This window comes from Microlunatus spumicola (genome assembly GCF_039536445.1).
Classification (GTDB): domain Bacteria; phylum Actinomycetota; class Actinomycetes; order Propionibacteriales; family Propionibacteriaceae; genus Microlunatus; species Microlunatus spumicola.
On sequence record NZ_BAAAYR010000001.1, the window covers coordinates 1,898,570 to 1,922,113 of the forward strand.

The window sequence follows — 23,544 nt, forward strand, 5'->3', positions numbered from 1 at the left end:
CAGGAACGGCAGCAGCCCAGGACCGCGTCGCGGACCTGGGCTGCTGCTGGTGCACCGGCGGGGCCGGCGGAGCGGGTGGGGCTAGGCGGCGAGGGCCGCACCCGAGGCCGGGACGACCTCGGCGGGCAGCGGCGGGCCGGGCGGCGTGCCGTCGCCGAACGGGCGGCCGCCGAGCTCCTCGCGGTGGTGCGGCGTCAGCCAGCCGGCCAGGTCCGGGCCCTTGGGCACGATCTGGGTGGGGTTGATGTCGCTGTGCACCACGTAGTAGTGCTTCTTGATCTGCGCGAAGTCGGTCGTGTCGCCGAAGCCCGGCGTCTGGAAGAGGTCCCGCGCGTACGCCCAGAGGACCGGCATCTCGCTGAGCTTCTGCCGGTTGCACTTGAAGTGGCCGTGGTAGACGGGGTCGAAGCGGGCCAGCGTCGTGAACAGCCGCACGTCGGCCTCGGTGATGCTCTCCCCCATCAGGAAGCGCCGGCCGGCGAGACGCTCCTCGAGCCAGTCGAGCGCGACGAACAGCCGGTCGTACGCCGCCTCGTACGACTCCTGCGAGCCCGCGAAGCCGCAGCGGTAGACGCCGTTGTTGACCTCGGTGAAGACGCGCTTCATGACGACGTCCATCTCGTCGCGCAGGTGCTCGGGGTAGAGCTCGGGCGCACCCTCGCGGTGGAACGCGGTCCACTCGAGCGAGAGGTCCAGGGTCATCTGCGCGAAGTCGTTGGTGACCAGCTTGCCGTCGGTCTCGTCGACGATCGCCGGCACGGTGATGCCGCGCGGGTAGTCGGGGAACCGGGCGAAGTAGGCCTGCTGGAGCCGCTCGTAGCCCAGCACCGGGTCCACGCCGCCGGGGTCGAGGTCGAAGGTCCAGCTGCGCTGGTCGTGCGTGGGGCCGGTGAGCCCCATCGAGATCGCGCCCTCCAGCCCGAGCAGGCGCCGGACGATGATCGCCCGGTTGGCCCACGGGCACGCGCGCGCGGCGATCAGCCGGTAGCGGCCGGCCTCCACCGGGTAGCCGTCGCGCCCGTCGGCGGTGATCCGCGTGGGGACGTAGTTCATGTCCCGCTGGAACTCTTCGCCGGCGGTCACGTACGCGGCAGAAGTAGAAGCGTCAACCATTCACCCATCGTACCGTCGCGAGGGGGCCCGCGTGGCCGGGACGACGCACGACCTTTCCTCTCCCGCCCCGGACCAGGGACAATGGGACCCATGCGTTTCCTGCAGCCGCCGCCCGCCACGGACCTCACCTACAGCGACGTCTTCATGGTCCCGCGACGTTCGTCGCTGACCTCGCGCCTCGAGGTCGACCTGTCGTCGAACGACGGCGTCGGGACCACGCTCCCGCTCGTCGTGGCCAACATGACGGCGGTCTCGGGCCGCCGGATGTCGGAGACCGTCGCCCGGCGCGGCGGGGTGGCGATCATCCCGCAGGACATCCCGACCGACGTCGTCGCCGAGGTCGTCCGCAAGGTCAAGGCCTCGCACACCGTCTTCGACACCCCGGTGTCGGTCTCGCCCACCACCACGGTCGGCGAGGCCCTGTCGCTGCTGCCGAAGCGGGCGCACGGCCGGGTCGTCGTGGTCGACGGCGGTCGTCCGGTCGGCACGGTCGGCGAGGCGGACGCCGCCGGCGTGGACCGCTTCGCCCAGGTCAAGGACGTCATGAGCACCGACCTCGTGGTCGTCGACCCGCAGACCTCGCCGCAGAACATCTTCGACGCGCTCGCCGCCTCCCACCTCGAGCTGGCCGTGGTCGTCGAGCCCGACGCCGCCGCCGGCTCCGACGGGCAGCTGCTCGGCGTGATGACCGCCCGTTCTGCCGTCCGCTCCACCCTCTACCGGCCCGCCGTCGACCCGGACGGCGCGCTGATGATCGGCGCCGCCGTCGGCATCAACGGCGACGTCGCCGGCCGGGCCGAGGCGCTGCTCCGGGCCGGGATCGACGTGCTCGTCGTCGACACCGCCCACGGGCACCAGGACAAGATGCTCTCCTCGCTGAAGGCGGTCCGCGAGGTCCGCGACCGGCTGGCCGACGAGACCGGGCGGTCCGTCCCGCTCGTCGCCGGGAACGTCGTCTCCGCCGACGGCGTCGACGACCTCGTCGGGGCGGGCGCCGACGTGATCAAGGTCGGCGTCGGCCCGGGCGCGATGTGCACGACCCGGATGATGACCGGCGTCGGGCGGCCGCAGTTCAGCGCGGTGCTCGAGTGCGCGGCCGCGGCGCGGGCGCTCGGCAAGGCGGTCTGGGCCGACGGCGGCGTGCGCTACCCGCGCGACGTCGCCCTCGCCCTGGCCGCCGGCGCGGGCAGCGTGATGATCGGCTCCTGGTTCGCCGGGACGTACGAGAGCACCGGCAACCTGATGGTCGACGCGCAGGGCCGGATGTACAAGGAGTCGTACGGCATGGCCTCCGCCCGCGCGGTGCGCCTGCGGACCAAGGACCAGAGCGGCTTCGACCGCGCGCGGTCCGGCCTGTTCGAGGAGGGCATCTCCTCCTCCCGCATGTACGTCGACCCCGAGCGCCCCGGCGTCGAGGACCTCATCGACTCGATCGTCGCGGGCGTCCGCAGCTCCTGCACGTACGCCGGCGCCTCGAACCTCGAGGAGTTCCACCAGCTCGCCGTGGTCGGCGTCCAGTCGAGCTCGGGCTACGAGGAAGGTCGCCCCCTCAGCACGAGCTGGTGATGTTGGCGCAGCCCCTCACTCCAGGCAGATCCTGGCCCGGTTGGTCGCGCTCGGCGCTGACAATGCTGCACGGGACACCCTTGAGCTGGTACTGGCAGTCGGACGTGCGCAGCGAGAGATTAGCCAGTACCTGGAGCAGCTGGGACGTGGCTTCCACGCTGTCGAGTGGCACGACTCCGGCTACTACGGCAAGGGGGAGCTGGACGAGGTACTGAAGGCCTACCGGGGTACCGAGTGAGCCGGTACGACTAAGTCGATGGGCAGGACGCCGAGCTGCGAGCCAAGGGGCACGACGACGACCTGTACGACACGCAGTTCGTGGACGTTTGGACGTGTCTTTGCGGCGCCGAGATGAGCGCCAAGGTCTCCGCCTACCACCTCGACTCTGCGGCTTTGGAAGACGTCGTAGAGCCCGAGCCGCTGCCGCTCGCCGTCCAGGTCATCCGAGCCATCAAAGACGAGTTCCCTGGCGACTGGCTCGAGTTGAAGGCGACCATCCGCGGCCTCGTTGCCCGGTGGCCGCTCATTGACAGACCCGCCTCCGGCTCGACCGGGGCGGCTCGGCTGGGTGCGGCCGTTCTCTTCCATCCACTTGGAATCTGTGTTTAACTTGGATGCAAGGGCCCACGAAGAGAACGACAACCACTCACCCGAGGAGACCGACCATGAGACACATCGAAATAGACGAGGACGTGTACGCCTGGCTGGAGGCCCGAGTTCGCGGGTTCGAGACCCCGAACGACGTCTTCCGCCGAGAGGTACTCGGCCTCGATACGGCTCCAGCAACGACGCCGGCGGACCCCATCCCGCGTATCCGCCAGGGTGCGCTGTACGGCCTGATCCACGCCGGACTCGTGGAGGCAGGCGACGAGCTGACCTGCCACCGCACTCGGTCGGGGGAGACATACCGCGCCACCATCACCGAGGACGGTGCCATCAAGACCGACCTCGGCGTGTTCACCAAGCCGTCGCCGGCACTGAAGGCATTCGTCGGCAGCGAGATTGACGGCTGGGCGAATTGGATGCACGTGCCGACGCGAGAGCGTCTGCGCGACCTTCGGGCCCAAGCAGTCAGCTTGGGACTCATCGGCAAGTAGGAGCACCGAACCACAGCAGCCCCGCACGAGACAAGCGTGCGGGGCTGCTGCCTGTTCAGGCTACGACTCGGCGCTACTCAGCTCGTCGAACGGGATGTGGGGCGCGTGGTCGATGCGGACCCTGTGCTCTAGGTACCCGGTCTGATTGTGCCGCTTGGGGTCGTATTTGCTACCCGGGTTCTCCGACTCGAACTGCTTCGCTCGAGCCTCCTGGTCGCTCTTCCCGAAGAGGTACATGACGTGGTCCGCGTGGTTGTATGCGGTGACCGGGAGACCCGAGTCGGCTTCACGGTGCGGAATCCGCACGTAGCCCGGCTTGTGAACAGCCTTGCCGCTAATGACTAGACGAATGGGCATAGCCCGCCTCCTATCGCTAACGCCTACCCCGACTGGGGCGGCTATTGATGTGGCAGGAAGGAGTATCGCAGGTCAGCTTGCCGATGTCCAGAGGCGAAGCTCAGAAGATGAAGCCTCTGGGTGGAGGCCCGGGGACAGCGCCAAGCGGAGCTGTGCTGGTCGGCTTGTCTCCGCTGGACTAAGGGGCCCTGCTCGCGCAGTCACGCATCGACGTCGGCAACCCGTAGCATCCGGGGATGCCGAACCTTCCCCAGCCCGTCGTGAGCACCGCGTGGCGCTACAAGAACGAACCGACCAAGATTCACTACCGTGCGTACTGGCCCGACGGCAAGCCCCGCCACCTCATCGCGAAGGAAGGGGAAGCGCTGTACCGCGTCCTCGATGCGCAGCTGCAGGCCCTCGGGTACACGGCGCCGGCGTCAGCAGAGGCAGACCCGGAGGCGACCCCGGTGGACGAGTAGGACCGAGCAGCGCGACGAAGGGCCCGTTCGCGTACTGCGAACGGGGTTTTCACGTGTCACTGACACGACCTATTCACACCCTGAGCTGGAGTCTGCTGCCCGTAGGCTGCCGCCTCGTGCAGGCGCGACGACCACCAGCCGTACGCCACGTCCGTCGGCGAGCCGACCCAGGACCAGACGTGCAAGAGCCACCACGACGCAGCCGCCTGGACGTCTACAAGGGATGGCACCGCGAACCGTCTTTTTACCGAGAGGTGTACGCCCGCAGCGTTAGCGCAGCACTCGTCGGCCTACTCGGCATCGCACTTGCCTCTGCGTTCGGCATCATCAGCCGTAAGCCCCTCGCCTACTTCAGTATTGGCATTCTCGTCTTCAGTGTCGGTTGGTTTGTTTACGGGTTTGCGCAAGCCCGCAAGGTACAGAAGCTAGAGAAGAGCAGTACCGCAAGCCGGGAGGAGGTGGAGTTCTACGATAGGAGGGTTCGTAGGCTCCTAGTGGCGAATGCAATTCTGTTCACTATCTTCGCAGTCGTCACCACCGTTCTGGGGCTCTAGTCAGGCCGCACGGCAGTACCCGCGGTCTAGCTCAGCCTCAACCGGGAGTTGGTGAGCGCCTCACCTGCGTGCCTCATACGACGCTCCAGGAAGCTCCCCAGATTTCAACGGGGTCACTCGCGGGCAGTTGCCCATCTCGCGCGAAAAGTAAAGTGCGTCTCCACTTTGTGCACAAACCGCCCGTTTTGGTGCTCTGTGCGGCGATTCTCAGGCTCGTTTCTGACACCCGAGGCTTCGTGACTTGTCCAGAGTTCGCGCGGTGCTGGTGGAGAATCAGCTTTGAGTGAGCCGGCTGCGCGGATGAATAGGACGCCGGTCTCATCCGTAGCTCTAACCCGCACCTCGGCTTGGGCTTGCTCGACGGCTAGTGCACGCTCGTGGCGGAACTGCCGCACCAGTACGAGGTATGCGCCGCCGAGCCCGAGTGCAGTCGCCAGCAGGCTCTGCGTGAGGTCGGCCGCCCACTCCGGGGACCAGACAGCGTCCCAGTAGTTATCCCATGCGCCCACGCTGAGAGGCTAGCGGTCGGCAGGCTCACGAGACGTGGGTCGCCCTGCGTGAAAGTGGTCGCTCCGAAGGCCGCGACAGCCGCTGGGCAAGCCCGCAACGACCACTTGCGGGAAGCGGGGGCTAGGCCGGGATGGCGCTTGCGGCGCCCTTCACGCGGATGCCGGGCTCGCCGCGGAGGACGCTGACGTCGATCCGGCTGGGGCGGCCCATGTCGACGCCCTGGCAGATCGTGAACTCGGCGCTGGCGCCGATCAGGTGCAGGTCGCGCAGGTAGCCGCCGAAGGCGGCCGCCGCGGCCCCGGTCGCGGGGTCCTCGACGACGCCGCTGCCGGCGAACGGGTTGCGGGCGTGGAAGAGCTTGCGGCCCTCGGGCCACACCAGCAGGACCGTGATCAGGCCGTGCTCGCGCATCAGCGTGGCGAGGGCGTCGAAGTCGTAGTGCAGGTCGGCGAGGCGTTCGCGCGTACGGGTGACGAGGACGAGGTGCTCGGAGCCGGCGTTCGCCAGCCTGACCGGGTAGTCCGGGTCGAGGTCGCGCGGGGACCAGGCCAGCGCCCGCAGCACCGCGTCGACGAGGTCGTGGGGCGCGGGGCGGACCCGCGGGGAGACGCTGGTGAGCTCGGCCACGTGCCCGTGGTCCGTGCGCTGCGTGCTCACCGTGACCAGGCCGGCCGGGGTGTGGAACACGAGCTCGGCGGCCGGGTGCCGCTCGACGAGCGCGACGCCCGAGGCGATGGTCGCGTGGCCGCAGAACGGGACCTCCTGCTGCGGCGCGAAGTAGCGGACGTCGTAGACGTTCGGCTCCTGCGCACGCGGGAAGAGGAACGCGGTCTCGGAGTAGCCGAGGTCGGCCGCGATCTCCTGCATGGCCGCGTCGTCGAGGCCGTCGGCGTCGAGGACCACGCCGGCGGGGTTGCCGCCGCGGCCGTCCTTCGTCGTGAAGGCGGCGTAGCGGAGCACCTCGGTGGGCATGCGGCTCAATCTAGACGGCTGCGACCTCGGACCGACAGACCGACGGCCGCCTCCGAACGGCCTTCCCAGGGCGAAGCGCGCCGTTCAGGCAGGGGCGATCAGCTCGTCGAGGCGCGCGACGCCCGCGGGCACCGCGGCCGCCAGCCGAGCGAGCACCACGTCCAGCTCCGGTGAACCGGCCTCGGGAGGCACACGCGCCGGGTTGAGGGCCACCCGGTCGCTCCAGGCCTTGAGGTCCGGCTCGGCGCCGAAGGCCGCACCCGCCCGGAAGCCGCGCACGTTCATCCGGGCCCAGTCGGTCAGCGAGCCGCCCAGCGACGACGGCCGGCAGACCCGGTTCTTCTCGTCGTCGTCGTCGCGGGTCGCCTCGACCACGCCGGCGAGGGCCGCGCCGAAGCAGGGGAAGCCGGCCCGCACCGGCTGCAGCGTGATCACGTCCGGTCGCCAGATCGGTACCAGCGGCGGACGCTTGAGCCCGTCGGCCGCGCAGTGCACCACGAGCGCGTCGTCGGCGACGGCGACGGTCCCCTCGTCCAGGTCGACGAACCCCCGCCGCACGGCCCGCACCCGCCCGAGCCGGACGACGTGCTCGACGCTGCGCAGCAGGTCGAGCTCCCAGCGCCCGAGGGTCGGCACCTTGGCCATCGTGGGGGTGACCGTGCGGTCGATCCGCAGCATCGTCCCGGCCTCCTCCAGGTCGAGGAACAGCCCGGGCAGCGACGTGGCCTCGGACGCCAGCCCCATCAGCCCGGCCACCATGCCGAGGTAGACGACGGGGTCGGGCTCGAGGTTGGCGCGGTCGAGCATCCACGGGTCGCGCGGGCGCACCCAGCAGATCGCGTCGGGGTCCACGCCGTGCTGGAGCAGCCACACGACGCTGTCCGTGGCGGTCTTGCCGGACCCCACGACGACGTGCTGCCGCGTCGGGCCCGCGGCCGGGATGCCGCCGGCCGGCACCACCCGGGCACCGTCCACGGCGAAGGGCGGCGGGGTCTCGGCGGGGATGTCGGGCGAGAGGTAGCGCGCGTCGACGACCCGGCACCGCTCGGGCACCTCGTGCCGCTCCCCCGAGTCGAGCGACACGAACGTCCGCCCGCCCACGTGCTCCGAGCGGGGGAAGAAGCGGACCCGCCCGCTGGCGAGCAGACGGTCGGCGAGCACCTGCTCGTAGTAGGCCAGGATCGTCGGCTGGTCGGCCCGCTCGTGCAGCCCGGCCTCGGGGCCCTCGGTCTGCCGGCGGTCGTCGCCGAGCAGCGTCGACGCGACACCGTAGTAGGTCGAGGACTGGTGCAGGCGGACGAACGGGTACGCCCCGCGCCAGTGTCCGCCGACCCCGTCGCGGCGGTCGACCAGGACGACCCGGGCCTGCGGGTCGTGCTCGACGAGGGCGTCGACGAAGGCCAGGCCGGCCGCGCCGGCGCCGACGACCAGGTGGTCGGCCTCGAGGAGCTGCGTCACCGTCGCGGACCCGCGGAGGCCACGCGGGTCAGGCCGACGCGAAGCGGGCGGCCGAGCGCGCCCGGGCCTTGGCCGCCTCCTCCTCGCGGTTCTTCGGCGTGCCCGTGGTCACCAGGCTCTCCAGCAGGTGCTCCGTCGCGTGCGCGATGTCGTGGACCGCGCGCTCGAACGCGGCCTCGTTCGCCTTGGACGGCTTCGTCGTCCCGGCGATCTTCCGCACGTACTGCAGCGCGGCGTCGTGGACCTCGTTCGACGTCGCCGGCGGCTCGAAGTTGTTCAGCGGTCGGATGTTGCGACACATGGCCCCATCCTTCCTCCCGTACGCCGCGATGGGTAGATCCTCACCACGCGCCTGAGCCTGTCGAACGGCCCCACTGCCCTACGCCCCCTGAGCCTGTCGAAGGGCCCACCGCCCTACGCCCCCTGAGCCTGCCGAAGTGCCCACCGCCCTACGCCCCCTGAGCCTGCCGAAGGGCCCACCGCCCTACGCCCCCTGAGCCTGTCGAAGGGCCCGGAACGGGTTGGCTCTCCTGCACGAGAGAGAGGCCGACCTCTTCGAGGCCCTTCGACAGGCTCAGGGGGCGTTCGGCGAGCTCGGAGGACGTGCCCGGCGTAGGCTCCGCTGCCGTGGGGGCGCGGGAGCTGGTGGTGCTCGGCACGGCGTCCCAGGTCCCGACGCGGACCCGGTCGCACCAGGCCGCGGTGCTGCGGTGGGACCGCGAGGTGGTCCTCTTCGACCCGGGCGAGGGCACCCAGCGCCAGCTCACGCTGGCCGGGGTCGCGGCGGGCAGCATCACCCGGATCTGCATCACGCACCTGCACGGCGACCACTGCCTGGGGCTGCCCGGGGTGCTGCAACGGATCGCGCTCGACGGCCGGGACCGGCCCGTCGACCTGTACTTCCCCGCGGAGGGCCAGCCCTACGTGGACCGGCTGCGGAACGCCAGCGCGGCCGCCGGCGGGCCCGAGGTCCGCGAGCACCCCGTCTCGGCGGACGGCGTGGTCGACACCTGGCCCGGCCTGACGCTGTCCGCGCGGGCGCTCGACCACCGGGTGCCGACGTACGGCTGGCGCCTCCAGGAGCCCGACGGTCGACGGGTGGTGCGGGACCGGCTCGACGCCGTGGGGCTCGGCGGGCCGGACGTCGGCCGGCTGCTGCGCGACGGCGAGGTGACCGTCGACGGGCGCCGCGTCGGCGTGGAGGAGGTGACCGAGGCCCGGCGCGGGCAGTCCTTCGCGTTCGTCATGGACACCCGCCGCTGCGACGCCGCCGTGGAGCTCTGCCGGGACGTCGACCTCGCGGTGTGCGAGTCGACCTACCTGCGCACGGAGGCCGACCTCGCCGAGGCGTACGCGCACCTGACCGCCGCCGACGCGGCCGGGATCGCCGCCGAGGCCGGCGTCCGGCGCCTGGTCCTCACCCACTACTCGGCCCGGCACCCCGACGAGCAGGTGTTCGCCGACGAGGCCCGCCCGATCTTCGGCGACGTCACCGCCGTGCGGGACCTCGACCGCGTCGACGTCCCGCCTCGCCGCTGAGCCGACGGCTCACCAGGGGATGACGCCGGCGTCCTCGAAGTAGCCGCCGGTCGGACCGTCGTCGGGCAGCGTCGCGAGGCGGAGGGCGATGGCCGCACCCTGCTCGGGCGTCCGGTGGCCGCTGAACCCGTTGAGGTCCGTCGCGACGTAGCCCGGGCAGGCGAGGTTGATCAGGACGTTCGTGTCCTTCAGCTCCTTCGCGTACTGGACGGTCACGGCGTTGAGGAACGTCTTCGACGGCGAGTAGGCGACCGCGATCGGACCCGTGTCGCCACCGTCCGCGCTCTGCCGGGCCAGCGAGCCGACCCCGCTCGACATGTTGACGATGCGCGGCGAGGCGGACCGCCGCAGCAGCGGCAGGAAGGCGTTCGTGACCCGGATGACGCCGATGACGTTCGTCTCGACGACGGTCCGGATGACGTCCAGGTCCGCCGTCGTCGGCTGCTGCTGCATCCCGCCCGTGATGCCGGCGTTGTTCACCAGCACGTCCAGCCCGCCCGCCTGCTCCTGCACGAGGGCCACGGCCGCGGTCACGCTCGCGTCGTCGGTGACGTCCAGCGGCACCGCGAAGGCGTCGTGCCCCGCGGCGCGCAGCCGGGCGACCGCCTCGTCCAGGCGCTGCTGGTCGCGCGCCCCGACCCCGACCTTCCAGCCCAGGGCGCCGAGCCCCGCCGCGATCTCGTAGCCGATCCCCTTGTTCGCCCCGGTGACCAGGGCCGTCGTCTGTGCACTCATGGGACCGAGCGTCGTCGCGGCCGGCGGATCCGCCAACACGTCTTCGGCACCTCGCCATACCCGGCGGGTATCAGCCCCGCGCTAGCGTGGCGGGATGGAGACCCGCGAGCTGCGCTACTTCGTCGCCGTCGCCGAGGAGCTGCACTTCGGCCGGGCGGCGGCGCGGCTGAGCATGTCGCAGCCCCCGCTCTCCAGGGCCGTCCAGCAGCTCGAGCGCCGGCTCGGCGTCCGGCTGCTCGACCGGGGCACGCGGGGCGTGACGCTCACCGGACCTGGTGCGGTCCTGCTGCGGGAGGCACGCGCCGCGCTCGCCGCGGTCGAGGCCGCCGAACGCCGCACCGTCCGCGCCGCCGTCCCCGCCGACGAGGCCGAGGCGCCGGTGGTGCTCGCCACGAAGGCCGGCGCCTCCAGCGAGCTCGTCGCCAAGCTCCTCGACGCGTACGCCGCCGAGCCCGGCTCGGCACCGGTCGACATCGTCCTGTGCGCCATCGGCGACCAGGCGCGGATGCTGCGCGACGGCCGGGCCGACGTGGCCCTGCTGCACCGGCCGTTCGACGACGTGGCCGGCTTCGACGTCGAGGAGCTCGGCACCGAGGGCCAGGTCCTGGTGCTTCCGTCGGGCCACCCGTTCACGCAGCGCCCGAACGTCTCGCTGGCCGACACCCTCGCCGTCCCCGGCCTCCCGGCGCCCCGCTGGCCCCGCGACGACGGCACGTACGCCGACGGCCCGGGCCCGCAGGTCCACGACCACACCCAGCTGCTCCAGCTCGTCGCCCTGTCCCGCACCTGCGTGGTCCTCCCCGCCTCGGTGGGCGTCCACCTGAACGAGTCCCTCGCCGCCGTCCCCGTCCTCGACGCCCCCGAGGTGACGACGCTCATCGCCTGGCCACCCCACAGCCGCTCCCGAGCCGTCGCCGGCCTCGTCCGCACGGCCACCCGCCTCTAGCGCTCTCCCCCGTCTCAACGCCCAGGGGACGTGTTGCCGCCGGCCGCCAGCGGGACCCGCCGCGCATCCGGCTCGACCGCGCCGGACGCGTACGAGGTCATGTGGCCGGCGCCGTCTGGACGAACGAGCGATGACGCCACCCGTCGGGCGGACCGAGGTGGTCTGCCCATCGAGTGGCGTCATCGGGAGAGAGGAAGACGGCGTCTGAGGCCCTGCGACCTCGTACGCGTCCGAAAGGGCTAGTGCGCGTGGTCCCCGCGGTAGTACTCGAAGACCAGGCCGGTGAGCGTGACCGTGCCGAAGGCCACCCCGAGGATCATCAGCCACCAGCCGAAGACCGGCCCGAGGATGAACAGGGTGAAGGTCATGGCCACGAACAGCGGCCACTTGCTCTGCGGCGGGAAGAAGCCGAGCTCGCCGGCACCCTCTGCGATCTCACCGGACTTCTTGTCCTCCGGGCGCGGGTCGATGCGCCGGGCGATGAGTCCCAGGTAGAGGGAGATCATCAGCAGCAGGAAGAAGGTCAGGATGAGCGCCGCGGTGCCCGTGGGGTCGTTGCTCATCAGCCAGTAGACCGGCGAGATGGCCGCGACGAACACGGTCAGGACGATGAAGACCCACGTCTCAGCCCTCATCCGCGCCCGGCCTCCTTGTCGTTGAAGTCGGCCGAGGGCGGCGACTGGTTGGGGTGCTCGTCGTCGTACTTCTCGACCGGGTCGTTCGACTCGCCGCTGACGCGCTCCTCGAGCAGCCCGCGACGGCCGGTGTCGTCGGCCGCGTCGACCAGGGTGTCGTTCAGCTCACCGTTCATGTCGTTGTACTCCGACAGCGCCACCTCGGGGTGGTGCAGGTCGAAGGCCGGGGACTCCGAACGGATCCGCGGGATCGACGTGAAGTTGTGCCGCGGCGGCGGGCAGGAGGTCGCCCACTCGAGCGAACGTCCCCAGCCCCACGGGTCGTCGACGCCGACGTGCGGGTTGTTGCGGCTCTTCCACACGTTGTAGACGAACGGCAGCATCGAGGCGCCGAGCAGGAACGCACCGGCGGAGGAGATCTGGTTCAGCACCGTGAACCCCTCGTTCGGCAGGTAGTCGGCGTAGCGGCGCGGCATGCCCTCGACGCCCAGCCAGTGCTGCACGAAGAACGTCGCCTGGAAGCCGATGAACAGCAGCCAGAAGTGCACCTTGCCGAGAGTCTCGTCCAGCATGTAGCCGGTGAACTTCGGCCACCAGAAGTAGAAGCCGGCGAACATCGCGAACACGACGGTGCCGAACACCACGTAGTGGAAGTGCGCGACCACGAAGTAGGAGTCGGACAGCTGGAAGTCCAGCGGCGGGGAGGCCAGCACGACGCCGGTCAGACCACCGAAGAGGAAGGTGATCAGGAACCCGATCGCCCACAGCATCGGTGTTCGCATGGCGATGTTGCCGCCCCACATGGTGCCGATCCAGTTGAAGAACTTCACCCCGGTCGGGACCGCGATGAGGAACGTCATGAAGGAGAAGAACGGCAGGTTGACCGCACCGGTGACGTACATGTGGTGGGCCCACACGGCGACCGAGAGGGCCGCGATCGACAGCGTCGCGCCGACCAGGCCGACGTAGCCGAAGATCGGCTTGCGGCTGAAGACCGGCAGGATCTCCGTGATGATGCCGAAGAACGGCAGCGCGATGATGTAGACCTCGGGGTGCCCGAAGAACCAGAACAGGTGCTGCCACAGGATCGGCCCGCCGTTGCCGGCGTCGAACACGTGGGCCCCGAGCTTGCGGTCCGCCTCGAGCACCAGCAGCGCCGCCGCCAGGATCGGGAAGGCGATGAGCACCAGGATCGACGTCACCAGGATGTTCCAGGTGAAGATCGGCATCCGGAACATCGTCATGCCGGGGGCCCGCATGGTCAGGATCGTGGTGATGAAGTTGACCGCGCCGAGGATCGTGCCGAGGCCGGCCATGTAGAGGCCCATGATCCAGAGGTCGCCACCGACGCCGGGCGAGTTCACGGCGTCGCTCAGCGGCGCGTACGCGAACCAGCCGAAGCTGGCGGCGCCCTGCGGGGAGAGGAAGCCGGAGACCGTCACGAGGCCGCCGAAGAGGTAGAGCCAGTACGACAGCATGTTCAGCCGCGGGAACGCGACGTCCGGCGAGCCGATCTGCAGCGGCATGATCGCGTTCGCGAAGCCGGCGAACAGGGGCGTCGCGAAGAGCAGCAGCATGATCGTGCCGTGCATCGTGAAGAACTGGTTGTACGTCTCCCGCGACATGTACTGCATGCCCGGGAAGGCCAGCTCGGCGCGGATGCCCAGCGCCAGGATGCCGCCCAGGAAGAAGAACAGCATCGAGGTGATGAAGTAGAGGTTGCCGATCACCTTGTGGTCGGTGGTGACCATCCACTTCCAGGAGATCGTCCCGAGCTGCCTCTTCGGCGTCGCGATCTCCGTCGCGGTGCGCTGGAGCGTCGTCATCGCGTGCCTCCCTGCTGTGCTGCTGCTGCCGGCTCGGGGTCGCCCTCGCTGGTGTTACCCGGTTCGCCCACCGGGTTGGGGATGGCCGCCCCCTTGGCCTCGCCGGTCTGCCCGCGGGCCACCAGCGTCTTGAGGTGCGCCTCGTACTCGGCCTCGCTCACCACGTGGACCTCGAAGAGCATCGAGGAGTGGTAGGTGCCGCAGAGCTCGGCGCACTTGCCGTTGAAGACACCCTCACGGTTGGGGGTCACCGTGAAGTGGTTGTCGCGGCCCGGGATGACGTCCATCTTCTGGTAGAAGACGGGCACCCAGAACGAGTGGTTGACGTCGGGCGACGACAGGTTGAAGCGGACGGTCTTGTTGACCGGGAGGTACAGGGTCGACCACTGGTTGATCGTGCCCGTCTCCCACACGTCGGTGCCCACGCCGGGGACGTCGGCCGACTTGTAGTTGAAGGTCCAGGCCCACTTCTGCCCGACCACGTCGACCGTCAGGTCGGGGTCCGGGTTCTTCGTGACGACGTTCTGCGCCAGCACGGTGTAGTAGAAGAGCACGCCGATCACGACGAACGGCGCCACCGTGTAGAAGATCTCCATCGGCAGGTTGTAGCGGTTCTGCCGAGGCATGTCGTTGTGGTTCGTCCGGTAGCGCAGCGCCGCCCAGATGACCAGGGCGTAGACCGCGATGCCGATCGAGCCGGCGGCGATCCACGTGCCGATCCACAGGTCCCCGATGGCCGGGGCCTGGACGGTACCGGCCTCCGGCAGACCGAGGCGCTTGAGCTGCCCCGTCGTCTCGGCGGAGCACCCGGCCAGCAGCGTGAGGGCCACCCCGGACAGCGCCACCGAACTGCGCAGACCGACGCGTCGCGCCCGCTCTCTGCTCACACCCACTCTGGCCTTCTCCTCGAACATGCCCACGTGGGGCGGACGACCTGGGCCGTCTCCTGAGTCACGCACGGTGCCCCCGCCCCGACGGTCTTACCCGTCGTGAGGGGCTGTGACGCAGGTGCTCCGTGAGCAGCCTGCGCCTCGATGTTGCCCGGCCACAGTAACGCAGGAAGCCGAGCACCCCATGTCTGGCCCGGGCGTATCTTTCCGCGTGTGACGGACGTCCCCGCACCGGTCTTCCTCGACTGTTCTTCGGGCGAGCCGCTGCTTCCGGAGGCACGCGACGCGTGGGTTCTCGCCACGTCCTCGGGGTGGGGCGACCCCCAGCGGCTGCACCGGCCGGGACGGCTCGCCGCGCAGGCCCTCGACGACGCCCGGAGCCGTGTCGCCGGTCACGTCGGGGCCCGTCCGGACGAGGTCGTCCTCACCGGGCCGCTCGCCCCCACCGCCCAGGCCGCCGTCGCCGGGCTCGCGCTCGGCCGGCGCCGCATCGGTCGCACGATCGTGACCTCGGCCGTCGAGCACTCCGCCGTGCTGGGCGCCGCGGCCGCGTACGGGGAGCACGTCACGGTCGGCGTCGACCCCCTCGGGCGGCTCGACCTGGACGCCTGGACGGCCGCCGTGGCCGCGCCGGGCGTCGCGCTCGCCTGCCTGCAGGTCGCCAACCACGAGGTCGGGACGCTGCAGCCGTACGCGGCCGCCGCGCAGGCCTGCCGCGACGCCGGCGTGCCCCTGGTGCTGGACGCCACGACCGCTCTGGGACGCCTGTCGACGTCCGACCTGGGTGGCTGGTCGGTCCTGCTCGGCTGGGCCGGCGCGTACGGCGGACCGGCCTCGGTGGGGTTCATGGTGGTGCGGCGCGGCACCCGCTGGCGTGCCCCGTTCCCGGCCGACGACCACCAGCAGGGCCGCTGGCCCGGCACGGTCGACGTCCCCGCGGTCTGGGCGGCCGCCGCAGCGCTGGACGCGGTCGCCGCCGACGGGACGGCCACGCCGGCCCGGCAGCACGCGCTCGTCGACCGACTCCGCCGCGGCGTGGCCGCGCGCGTCCCGGACGTCGACGTCGTGGGCGACCCCGAGGACCGGGTCCCCCACCTGCTGACCTTCTCGGCCCTCTACGTGGACGGGGAGACCCTGACCCTGGAGCTGGACCGGGCGGGCTTCGCGGTGGCCAGCGGGTCGGCCTGCAGCGCCAGCAGCGAGCACCCCTCGCACGTGCTAGCGGCGATGGGGGCGCTGACCCACGGCAACGTCCGGCTCGGTGTCACCCGGACGACGACGGAGGCGGAGGTCGACGCCTTCCTCGACGTGCTGCCCCGCGTCGTCGGCGAGATCCGCAGCCGGCTGGGCGTCGCGTGAGCGAGGCCGACGAGACGGCACTGACCCTCGACTGCCGGGGGATGCGGTGCCCGCGGCCCATCATCGAGATCGCCCGGCACCTCGACGACGTCGAGGTCGGCGGGTTGATCGAGCTGCTGGCCGACGACCCGGCCACGACGCCCGACCTCGCGGCCTGGTGCCGGATGCGGGGTCAGGAGCTGGTCAGCTCGGCCGCACCACGGTTCGTGGTACGACGGCTGCACTGACCTGCGCGCGGGGGTTCAGACCGGCCCACGGCGGACCGGGCGCCGATGCCTGGACGGGATCGGGTCTGAGCCCCGGTTCGCGTCGGAGCGGAGACAAACAGTTCAGCCCAAACAACACAACGCCCTGCCCCCGGACTCGGTGGGGGCAGAGCGTTGCGAGATCGGTCAGGCGTGCGCGATCAGTGGAAGCTGTCGCCGCACGCGCAGGAACCCGTGGCGTTCGGGTTGTCGATCGTGAAGCCCTGCTTCTCGATGGTGTCCACGAAGTCGATCGAGGCGCCCATGAGGTACGGCGCGCTCATCCGGTCGGTGACGACGCTGACGCCGCCGAACTCCTTGCGGACGTCGCCGTCGAGCTGACGCTCGTCGAAGAAGAGCTGGTAGCGCAGGCCCGAGCAGCCACCGGGCTGCACGGCGACGCGGAGGGCGAGGTCGTCGCGGCCCTCGGAGTCGAGGAGCGCCTTGACCTTACCGGCGGCCACGTCGGTCAGGAGGACGCCGTCGGCGGGCGGCGCGGTGATGGTGATCGGGCTGGTGGTGGCAGTCATGGGGTCTCCCCTGGTCGGCCTGGATGCTGCTGCTCGGGTAGGCAACCCGCGTACGGCGGATCGTGTTCCCGGGGTTCATGGTAGATCCGTCGGGCGGAGGGTCCCAAGCGTTCCGGGAACAAGGTGTCGGGCGTCACCAGCGCCAGGTGCGCGCGACCCGTCGTGCGGTGGCCGCCAGCGCGTCCGGGGCGACCAGCGTCCCCGACGCTCCCGCGCCCTCCTCGTGCACCGCGTACGCGGCCTCGATCCCCATCGTCCGCATCTCCCGCGCGCCGATCAGAACCTCGCCGGCGACGACCACGCAGGGGGCGAGCAGGCGCCCCGCCAGGGCGGCGGCCGCGGCCACGACCCCGCCGCCGCGGTGGGCGAAGTCGAAGACCGAGCAGCCCGTGACGACCAGGTCGACCGGGCCGCCGATCGGGTCGAGGGCGAGCGCGGGTCCGCTCGCGAGCCGCCCGCCGAGCGCCAGGACGGCCAGGGCGGTGCCGCCGCAGGCACCCGCCCCGGGAAGAGCGCCCAGGCCGGGTCCGGCGAGCTCGGCCAGGCGCTGCAGGTTCGCGTCCGCCGCCAGCAGGTCGGCGGCGTCCTCGTCGGCCGCCCGACCCCGGACGGAGGTGATGCCGCGCAGGCCGAGCAGCGGCGTCGTGAGACGGGTCCCGGGGACGACCCCGACGAGGTCCACGCCGGCCAGCCGCTCCCGGGCGGCGCCGAGGTCCAGCCGGGACAGCCCCGCCAGGCCGGCGACGCCGTCGGCGAGCGGGACGTCCGCGACGGCCCCGAGGGCGGCGAGGAACCCGGCCCCGCCGTCGTGGACGTCGTCGCTGACCAGGTCGACCAGCAGCCCGCCCCGGGTCGGCGCAGCCGCGGCGACGAGACGACCCAGCGGCGCCGAGCCGGCCGCGTACGGGACCGGGCCCTCCCCCACCCCCGGCCCGGGCAGGGCGACCGCGGTCACCGACCGGCCCTGGGCGCGGACGCCGACGCGGTCGTCGAGGACCACCGGTTCCTCGGGAGCGCCGAGCCGGTCGGCGGTGGAGGTGACGAAGCCCGCCCCGGCCTCGCCGAGGGGCACGACGGCGGTCTGCCGGTCGGCCCAGCCCTCGGCCAGCGCCCGGCCCGCCGCGGCGGACGACAGGCCGCCGAGCTCGTCGGAGCAGACCAGGACGCGCACCGCTGCATCCTGCCAGCGCCGCCGGGGGAGCCGGTCCGCGCCCGCGAGGCCGGCGACGTCGGGGCGGAGACGGCGGTTCTGCTCACCGGTAGAATTCAGGCGTGACGACGACGCCCGCACCGACCCGTACGCCGCTGTCGCTCTTCGTGCTGGGGCGGGAGTCGGACCCGCGCTCCGAGCGCGGCGTCGAGTGCCCCGGCGAGCTGCCGCCGGCCTCCGACCCGACGCTCGTCGAGCGGGCCCGGCGGGCCAAGGCGCAGCTCGGGGAGCGCGTGTTCGTGCTCGGTCACCACTACCAGCGCGACGAGGTCATCCAGTTCGCCGACGTGACGGGTGACTCCTTCAAGCTCGCGCGCGAGGCGGCGGCGCGGCCCGAGGCCGAGTTCATCGTCTTCTGCGGCGTCCACTTCATGGCCGAGTCCGCGGACATCCTCACCAGCACCGACCAGAAGGTCGTCCTGCCCGACCTCGCCGCGGGCTGCTCGATGGCCGACATGGCCCGGCTCGCCCAGGTCGAGGACTGCTGGGACGTGCTGGCCGACGCGGGCGTCGCCGACGTGACGGTCCCCGTGACGTACATGAACTCGTCGGCCGACATCAAGGCCTTCTGCGGCCGCGAGGGCGGCGTCGTCTGCACCTCGTCCAACGCCAAGAAGGTCATGGAGTGGGCGTTCGCGCGCGGGGAGAAGGTGCTCTTCCTGCCGGACCAGCACCTCGGCCGCAACACCGCCGTCCTCCAGCTGGGCATCGCCCTCGAGGAGTGCGTCCTCTACGACCCGCACCAGGTCGGCGGCGGGCTGACCGCCGACGAGCTGCGCGCGGCGAAGGTGATCCTGTGGAAGGGCCACTGCTCCGTGCACGGCCGCTTCTCCCCCGAGGCCGTCCACGACGTGCGCGCCCGGATCCCCGGCGTCCAGGTGATCGTGCACCCCGAGTGCCAGCACGAGGTCGTGCTGCTGGCCGACCAGGTCGGCTCGACCGAGTTCATCATCAAGGCCGTGGAGTCCGCCCCGCCGGGCACGAAGTGGGCCATCGGGACCGAGCTCAACCTGGTCCAGCGGCTCGCCAAGGCCCACCCGGAGCAGGAGATCGCCTTCCTCGAGAAGCACGTCTGCTACTGCTCGACGATGAACCGCATCGACCTCCCGCACCTCGTCTGGGCGCTGGAGAACCTCGTCGCCGGCCAGCTCGTCAACCAGGTCACCGTCGACGCCGACACCGAGCACCACGCCAAGCTGGCCCTCCAGCGCATGCTCGACCTCCCGGGCGAGACCACGAAGGACTGACCCCGGACCCGTACGCGGGGTTCGATCGGCCCGCCGGACGGTTGGCCTGCGCTGCGCCCTGCCGTCCGGCCCCCGCCGCGTACGCGCCGCCCGTCGTCCCTCTGGTCCCAGGACTTTCACGTTTACGTGAAAGACCGCGCTCTGCACGGCAGATCTGCCGTGGTCAGTACCCGGGTCCCACGTAAACGTGAAAGTCCTGTGACAGCCGGGACGCGCGCGCCGCGCCCCGGAGATGCCGAAGCCCCCCGGGAGCGAGCTTCCGGGGGGCGGACGGCGTACGGCGGTCAGCCGGGGATGAGGCCTTCGGCGGAGTCGGCGAGGAGGGCCTCGACGTCGGCGAGGCTAGAGCCGACGTCCGGGAGGATCAGGTCGGAGTCCAGGAGCTGCTCGTCGGTGAGGGGCGTCCCGATGCTGCGGACCTCGCTGAGGAGCTCGGCGAGTGCCTGGCTCAGCTGGGCCTCGTCCTGCTGGGCGACGGCCTGCTCGACCTGGTCGTCGAGGGCGTTGAGGTCGCCGATCGCCGCGTCGGGGACCTCCCACTGACCCTCGCCGAGGATCCGGACGATCACCGCAGGTCCCCGGCGTTCGGCTGGGCGGCCTGGGTCGGCTGGCCCTGGTAGTCGGTGGCGGGCGCCTGCTGGACCGGCTGGCCCTCGAGCGCGGGCGCCTGGCCCCCGCCGATCGCCTGGGTGCTCGCGGACGGGCCGCTGCCGATGGACGCCTTCATCCGGCTGAGCTCGTCCTCGACGTCCGAGGTGGACGCGAGCTGCTCGAGCTCGAGGGTGATGTCGTCCTTCCGCGTCCCGGTCGCGTCGTCGAGCGCACCGCTGGCGAGCAGCTCGTCGATCGCCCCGGCGCGGGCCTGCAGCTGCAGCGTCTTGTCCTCGGCACGCTGGACCGCGAGGCCGACGTCGCCCATCTCCTCGCTGATGCCGGAGAACGCCTCGCCGATCCGGCTCTGCGCCTCGGCGGCGGAGTACGTCGCCTTGATCGTCTCCTTCTTGGTGCGGAAGGCGTCGACCTTGGCCTGGAGCCGCTGGCTCGCGCGGACGAGCTTCTCCTCCTCGCCCTGCAGCTGCGCGTGCTGGGCCTGGAGGTCGGTGAGCTGCTGCTGGAGCCCGGAACGTCGCGTCAGCGCCTCGCGGGCCAGGTCCTCGCGGCCGACCTCGAGCGCCTTCTGCGCCTGCTGGGTCAGCTTGTCGGCCTGGGTGCTGAGGCCGTTGGCCTGCAGCTCGATCCGCTTGCGGCTCGTCGCCACGTCGGCGACTCCGCGGCGCACCTTCTGGAGGAGCTCGAGCTGGCGCTGGTACGAGTAGTCCAGCGTCTGCCGCGGGTCTTCGTACTTGTCCAAGGTCTTGTCCGCCTTGGCTCGGAAGATCAAGGACATGCGCTGAAAGATGCCGGCCATGTGGTCTCGGAGGTCCTTCCTGGGCCGAGGAGCGGTGCGGGGCGGCGAGACAGTCGCTGCCACCACCCGCACGAACAGGGCCCCACCGTATCTCCGGCGGGGAAACGAGGCCCAGCCGGCAGGGGCAGGAGTTTCGGTTTCCGGGGTCAACCCTGGGAGGATCAAGGGTCAGGACGGCAGGGACCCAGGGCGGTCCGGCCCCCGCGGACCGCGCGGGACCAGCGAGAGGCAGGCAGTGGCGATCTTCCGACGCAGCACGACCCCCCAGAGCAACGGGTCGTCGGCCACGGCCGCCCCCGAGCCGACGCCGGAGGTGCGCGACCCCTCGGGCCGCAAGCCGGGCCCGACGCCGAGCCGCAAGGAGGCGGAGGCCGCGCGCCGCCAGCGCGTCACGCAGACCTACAGCAAGAAGGAGTCCCGCGCGCTGGCCTCCCGCCAGAACCGCAGCGAGCGGATGAGGGCGATGGCCGCCCGGGACAACACCCCGGAGAAGGCGCTGATGCGCGACTACGTCGACGCCCGCTTCAGCATCGGCGAGATCCTGCTGCCGGCCCTGGTGCTGATCCTGGCGACGAGCTTCCTGAACACGATCTTCCCGCGGGCGGCGGTGATCGGGACGGTCGTCATGTACGCGTACGTCCTCGCCGTGCTGGCCGACCTCTTCTTCATGTGGCGCGGCTACAAGAAGGTGCTCGCCCAGCGCCTGCCGGGCTCGAGCACCAAGGGCCTCGCCTTCTACGGCGCCAACCGCGCGATCCAGATCCGGCGGTTCCGCATCCCGCAGCCCCGCATCAAGCGCGGCGAGAAGTACTGAGCGACGACGTGAGCGGCGAGTGGCACTGGCGCTCCGAGCGCGGCGGCCTGCGGGTCGGCGGCGCCACGCGCCCGGTCGGCACGGAGCGCTTCCCGACGCAGGGCGAGGCGGAGAGCTGGCTCGGGGAGACCTACCCCGACCTGCTGCTCTCCGGGGTGAACGCGGTCAGCCTCTACGAGGGCGACCGGCTCGTCTACGGGCCGATGAGCCTGGAGCCCGGCGAGCACTGACCCCACCGACCGGCCGGAGGCGACGCTCTAGCGGTTGCCCTCGCCGGTCCGGCGCAGGGTGTCCTCCCACGGCGACGGCGCGAGGCCGAGCGCGGCCTGCGTCCGGCTGGAGTCCATGACGTACGGGCGGCCGAAGATGTAGCCGAGCTGTCCCAGCTCGCGCATCTGGGGGCTCGCGAGCCCGATCGCCCGGACCACCGGGATCGGCAGCCCGTGCACCTTGACGGGGGCGGCCCCGGCGGCGACCAGCGACCCGTTCAGCGCGGCCCGCTGGGTGCTCGGGGCGGCGCTCACCGCGTGCCACACCCGGCCCCAGGTCTCGGGCGCGAAGGCGACGGCCGCCAGCGTCCTGGCCATGTCGGTCACGTCGGTGAAGGTGTGCGGCAGGTCCGGGTCGCCGATCATCCAGGCCGCGCGGCCCTTCAACGCCGTCGGGACGTGGCGGGACACGTGCCCGTTCTGCCCCACCCCGGCACCGAGGTAGTCGGACGCCCGCACCTCGACGGCGTGCAGGCGGCCCGCGTCGTGGGCGGCCTTGGCCTCGGCCCACATGCGGGCGCGCAGCCGGCCCTTGTGGTCGGTCGCCACGTCGGGCATGCCCTCGGTCGCCGGCCCGTCGACGGGTCCGTACGGGTAGAGCGACGCCGCGGTGACCAGCGTGGCCCCGGTCCGCTCCGCCGTGCTCAGCAGGCTGGCGGCCAGCGGCGGCCAGACCTCCTCCCACACCGTGTAGTCCTTCGGGTTCGCGCAGTTCAGGAGGGCGTCGGCGCCCTCGACGACCCGCGCCAGGGCCGCGGGGTCGGACGCGTCCGCGGCGACCGCGGTCACGCCCTCCACGCCGGACGAGCGGCCCGACCGGCTGACGACGCTGACCTGGTGGCCGGCCTCGGTGAGGACCCGGGCCGCCTCGCGACCCACGGGCCCGGCCCCGACGACCACCGCGCGGCGGGTGCCCCTGCTGCTCTGCTGCTCGCTCATCTGCGTCTCCTGCTCTTCTTCGAGAGCGGTGCTCTCGTCTGAGACGAACTCTCACACACGTCCGTCCACAACGCAAGAGCACTGCTCTCGACCGAGTGCGTCGCTCTCGTGAGGGTGCATGATGGGGACCGTGACGACCACGAGCGCACCGGGGACGGCCTCCACGTCGGCGCGGGCCCTGGCCCGGGACCACCTCACCCGCGCAATCCTGGCGAGCGCCCGCGCGCAGCTGGGCACGGTCGGCCCCGCCGCGCTGTCCGTACGGGCGGTGGCGCGGGACGTCGGCCTCGCCTCGTCGGCGGTCTACCGCTACTTCGCCAGCCGGGACGACCTGCTGACCGCCCTGCTGGTGGCGTGCTTCGACGAGCACGGCGAGGCCGTGGAGGCCGCCGCGGACGCGGTCGACCCCGCCGACCTCTCGGGCCGCTGGTCCGCCGTCGCCCACGCGTTCCGCGGCTGGGCGCTCGAGCACCCGTGGGACTACGCGCTGCTCTACGGCTCCCCCGTGCCCGGCTACGAGGCCCCGGCGCAGACCGTCGGACCGGCCACGCGCGTCACCCGGGTGCTGATGGGGCTGCTGGTCGACGCGGCGGCGGCCGGCGTGCCGCTCGCGCGACCGGACGAGCCCGCACCGGGGCCGGCGTTCCACGCGGCCATGACCGGGCTGCGGGGGTTCGCGGGGGCCGACCTCCCGGACGACGTCGTGCTCGCCGGGCTCGCGGCGTGGTCGGGCCTGGTCGGGGGCGTCACCCTCGAGCTGTTCGGTCACCTCGACAACGCGGTCGGCGACCGGGAGGCGTGGTTCGACGCGCTGACCCGGCGGCTCGACCCCTTCTCCCCGTCCCGGGCTGGATAGGTTCGCGT

At 71.7% G+C, this 23,544-nt stretch carries 26 protein-coding genes; 12 read left to right on the forward strand and 14 right to left on the reverse strand.

Annotated features, from left to right (window positions below):
* Positions 1-81: 81 nt before the first annotated feature.
* The gene (locus tag ABD665_RS08730) at positions 82-1,113 is read right to left on the reverse strand and encodes a glutathione S-transferase C-terminal domain-containing protein (protein ID WP_204911331.1); all 1,032 of its coding nucleotides are present in this window, start codon (positions 1,111-1,113) and stop codon (positions 82-84) included.
* 90 nt (positions 1,114-1,203) lie between these two features.
* On the opposite strand from ABD665_RS08730, the gene ABD665_RS08735 reads away from it, so the two are divergent.
* Together ABD665_RS08735 and ABD665_RS08740 are read left to right on the forward strand one after the other, a co-directional pair.
* Entirely contained in the window at positions 1,204-2,679 is a 1,476-nt protein-coding gene (locus ABD665_RS08735) for a GuaB1 family IMP dehydrogenase-related protein (protein WP_204911330.1), read from the forward strand.
* A 665-nt stretch (positions 2,680-3,344) separates the two neighbouring features.
* Positions 3,345-3,776 (forward strand): restriction system modified-DNA reader domain-containing protein, encoded by a 432-nt coding sequence (locus ABD665_RS08740; RefSeq protein WP_204911329.1) that lies wholly within the window; start codon positions 3,345-3,347, stop codon positions 3,774-3,776.
* A gap of 60 nt (positions 3,777-3,836) precedes the next feature.
* Here ABD665_RS08740 and ABD665_RS08745 read toward each other — a convergent pair whose 3' ends face one another.
* Positions 3,837-4,133, reverse strand: a complete 297-nt coding sequence (locus tag ABD665_RS08745; RefSeq protein ID WP_204911328.1) for a hypothetical protein — start codon at positions 4,131-4,133, stop codon at positions 3,837-3,839.
* Positions 4,134-4,369: 236 nt separating this feature from the next.
* Between ABD665_RS08745 and ABD665_RS08750 the strand changes: the two genes are divergently transcribed.
* Together ABD665_RS08750 and ABD665_RS08755 are read left to right on the forward strand one after the other, a co-directional pair.
* On the forward strand, positions 4,370-4,594 hold the full coding sequence (locus ABD665_RS08750; RefSeq protein WP_204911327.1) for a hypothetical protein: 225 nt from the start codon (positions 4,370-4,372) through the stop codon (positions 4,592-4,594).
* Positions 4,595-4,773: 179 nt separating this feature from the next.
* A complete protein-coding gene (locus tag ABD665_RS08755) occupies positions 4,774-5,148 on the forward strand; it encodes a hypothetical protein (protein ID WP_204911326.1) in 375 nt (124 codons plus the stop codon).
* A gap of 630 nt (positions 5,149-5,778) precedes the next feature.
* Here ABD665_RS08755 and ABD665_RS08760 read toward each other — a convergent pair.
* The 3 genes from ABD665_RS08760 to ABD665_RS08770 form a co-directional block, all read right to left on the reverse strand.
* Positions 5,779-6,630: a PhzF family phenazine biosynthesis isomerase gene (locus ABD665_RS08760; protein WP_204911325.1), complete on the reverse strand. Its 852-nt coding sequence runs from the start codon at positions 6,628-6,630 to the stop codon at positions 5,779-5,781.
* An 84-nt stretch (positions 6,631-6,714) separates the two neighbouring features.
* Positions 6,715-8,088, reverse strand: coding sequence for an NAD(P)-binding protein (locus ABD665_RS08765; protein ID WP_204911324.1), 1,374 nt, complete (start codon positions 8,086-8,088; stop codon positions 6,715-6,717).
* Between the two features lie 28 nt (positions 8,089-8,116).
* Entirely contained in the window at positions 8,117-8,389 is a 273-nt protein-coding gene (locus ABD665_RS08770; protein ID WP_204911323.1) for a DUF2277 family protein, read from the reverse strand.
* 326 nt (positions 8,390-8,715) lie between these two features.
* On the opposite strand from ABD665_RS08770, the gene ABD665_RS08775 reads away from it, so the two are divergent.
* Entirely contained in the window at positions 8,716-9,627 is a 912-nt protein-coding gene (locus ABD665_RS08775) for a ribonuclease Z (protein ID WP_204911322.1), read from the forward strand.
* 9 nt (positions 9,628-9,636) lie between these two features.
* Here ABD665_RS08775 and ABD665_RS08780 read toward each other — a convergent pair whose 3' ends face one another.
* A complete protein-coding gene (locus tag ABD665_RS08780; protein ID WP_204911321.1) occupies positions 9,637-10,362 on the reverse strand; it encodes an SDR family NAD(P)-dependent oxidoreductase in 726 nt (241 codons plus the stop codon).
* Positions 10,363-10,456: 94 nt separating this feature from the next.
* Between ABD665_RS08780 and ABD665_RS08785 the strand changes: the two genes are divergently transcribed.
* Positions 10,457-11,308 (forward strand): LysR family transcriptional regulator, encoded by an 852-nt coding sequence (locus tag ABD665_RS08785; RefSeq protein ID WP_204911320.1) that lies wholly within the window; start codon positions 10,457-10,459, stop codon positions 11,306-11,308.
* 239 nt (positions 11,309-11,547) lie between these two features.
* Here the strand turns inward: ABD665_RS08785 and ABD665_RS08790 are convergent, their stop codons facing one another.
* Genes ABD665_RS08790 through ctaC form a run of 3 tightly spaced genes read right to left on the reverse strand, consistent with a single transcriptional unit; the run spans position 11,548 to position 14,662 of the window.
* Positions 11,548-11,943, reverse strand: a complete 396-nt coding sequence (locus ABD665_RS08790) for an aa3-type cytochrome oxidase subunit IV (protein ID WP_204911319.1) — start codon at positions 11,941-11,943, stop codon at positions 11,548-11,550.
* Complete coding sequence (ctaD, locus tag ABD665_RS08795) at positions 11,940-13,769, reverse strand: aa3-type cytochrome oxidase subunit I (protein ID WP_204911318.1); 1,830 nt, start codon at positions 13,767-13,769, stop codon at positions 11,940-11,942. Before ctaD ends, ABD665_RS08790 begins: the two co-directional genes overlap by 4 nt.
* Positions 13,766-14,662 (reverse strand): aa3-type cytochrome oxidase subunit II, encoded by an 897-nt coding sequence (ctaC, locus tag ABD665_RS08800; RefSeq protein WP_486348143.1) that lies wholly within the window; start codon positions 14,660-14,662, stop codon positions 13,766-13,768. Before ctaC ends, ctaD begins: the two co-directional genes overlap by 4 nt.
* Positions 14,663-14,872: 210 nt before the next feature.
* On the opposite strand from ctaC, the gene ABD665_RS08805 reads away from it, so the two are divergent.
* Positions 14,873-16,018 (forward strand): cysteine desulfurase family protein, encoded by a 1,146-nt coding sequence (locus ABD665_RS08805; protein WP_344741849.1) that lies wholly within the window; start codon positions 14,873-14,875, stop codon positions 16,016-16,018.
* Positions 16,015-16,245: a sulfurtransferase TusA family protein gene (locus tag ABD665_RS08810; protein WP_344741851.1), complete on the forward strand. Its 231-nt coding sequence runs from the start codon at positions 16,015-16,017 to the stop codon at positions 16,243-16,245. The genes ABD665_RS08805 and ABD665_RS08810 overlap by 4 nt, the downstream gene beginning before the upstream one ends.
* Before the next feature lie 179 nt (positions 16,246-16,424).
* Here ABD665_RS08810 and ABD665_RS08815 read toward each other — a convergent pair whose 3' ends face one another.
* A complete protein-coding gene (locus ABD665_RS08815) occupies positions 16,425-16,793 on the reverse strand; it encodes an iron-sulfur cluster assembly accessory protein (protein ID WP_204911316.1) in 369 nt (122 codons plus the stop codon).
* Between the two features lie 133 nt (positions 16,794-16,926).
* A complete protein-coding gene (locus ABD665_RS08820) occupies positions 16,927-17,964 on the reverse strand; it encodes a glycerate kinase (protein WP_204911315.1) in 1,038 nt (345 codons plus the stop codon).
* 101 nt (positions 17,965-18,065) lie between these two features.
* Here ABD665_RS08820 and nadA point away from each other — a divergent pair, with 101 nt between their 5' ends.
* A complete protein-coding gene (gene nadA, locus ABD665_RS08825) occupies positions 18,066-19,250 on the forward strand; it encodes a quinolinate synthase NadA (RefSeq protein WP_204911314.1) in 1,185 nt (394 codons plus the stop codon).
* 284 nt (positions 19,251-19,534) lie between these two features.
* Here nadA and pspAA read toward each other — a convergent pair whose 3' ends face one another.
* Both pspAA and ABD665_RS08835 read right to left on the reverse strand, forming a co-directional pair.
* Positions 19,535-19,819, reverse strand: coding sequence for a PspA-associated protein PspAA (pspAA, locus tag ABD665_RS08830; RefSeq protein WP_204911313.1), 285 nt, complete (start codon positions 19,817-19,819; stop codon positions 19,535-19,537).
* Complete coding sequence (locus ABD665_RS08835; RefSeq protein WP_204911312.1) at positions 19,816-20,658, reverse strand: PspA/IM30 family protein; 843 nt, start codon at positions 20,656-20,658, stop codon at positions 19,816-19,818. The genes pspAA and ABD665_RS08835 overlap by 4 nt, the downstream gene beginning before the upstream one ends.
* Positions 20,659-20,893: 235 nt before the next feature.
* On the opposite strand from ABD665_RS08835, the gene ABD665_RS08840 reads away from it, so the two are divergent.
* Both ABD665_RS08840 and ABD665_RS08845 read left to right on the forward strand, forming a co-directional pair.
* Entirely contained in the window at positions 20,894-21,472 is a 579-nt protein-coding gene (locus ABD665_RS08840; RefSeq protein ID WP_204911311.1) for a DUF3043 domain-containing protein, read from the forward strand.
* 8 nt (positions 21,473-21,480) lie between these two features.
* Complete coding sequence (locus ABD665_RS08845) at positions 21,481-21,702, forward strand: hypothetical protein (protein ID WP_204911310.1); 222 nt, start codon at positions 21,481-21,483, stop codon at positions 21,700-21,702.
* A 27-nt stretch (positions 21,703-21,729) separates the two neighbouring features.
* On the opposite strand, the gene ABD665_RS08850 is transcribed toward ABD665_RS08845, so the two are convergent.
* A complete protein-coding gene (locus tag ABD665_RS08850; protein WP_204911309.1) occupies positions 21,730-22,680 on the reverse strand; it encodes an NAD-dependent epimerase/dehydratase family protein in 951 nt (316 codons plus the stop codon).
* Positions 22,681-22,810: 130 nt separating this feature from the next.
* Here ABD665_RS08850 and ABD665_RS08855 point away from each other — a divergent pair, with 130 nt between their 5' ends.
* Positions 22,811-23,536 (forward strand): TetR/AcrR family transcriptional regulator, encoded by a 726-nt coding sequence (locus tag ABD665_RS08855; RefSeq protein WP_344741860.1) that lies wholly within the window; start codon positions 22,811-22,813, stop codon positions 23,534-23,536.
* Positions 23,537-23,544 lie beyond the last annotated feature (8 nt).